Raw genomic sequence first — 279 nt, forward strand, 5'->3', positions numbered from 1 at the left:
TGCCGGCGAGAGGACTTGAACCCCCAACCTACTGATTACAAGTCAGTTGCTCTACCAGTTGAGCTACACCGGCACATAAATTATTCAATTAAAAGTGGCTCGGGACGGAATCGAACCGCCGACACGAGGATTTTCAGTCCTCTGCTCTACCGACTGAGCTACCGAGCCTTATCCTAATGCTCTTCAACAAACATTGTATTACTAAAATGGCGGAACTGACGGGATTCGAACCCGCGATCTCCTGCGTGACAGGCAGGCATGTTAGGCCTCTACACCACA

Annotated in this window: 2 tRNA genes; both read right to left on the bottom strand. The window is 50.2% G+C overall.

The features are described 5' to 3' along the window. Positions 1-73 (bottom strand) — tRNA-Thr (locus tag E0698_RS26410). A gap of 22 nt (positions 74-95) precedes the next feature. Continuing rightward, positions 96-168: transfer RNA gene (locus E0698_RS26415), tRNA-Phe, on the bottom strand. Between the last annotated feature and the right edge of the window lie 111 nt (positions 169-279).

This window comes from Paenibacillus sp. 23TSA30-6, from assembly GCF_014858585.1.
Classification (GTDB): Bacteria; Bacillota; Bacilli; order Paenibacillales; family Paenibacillaceae; genus Paenibacillus.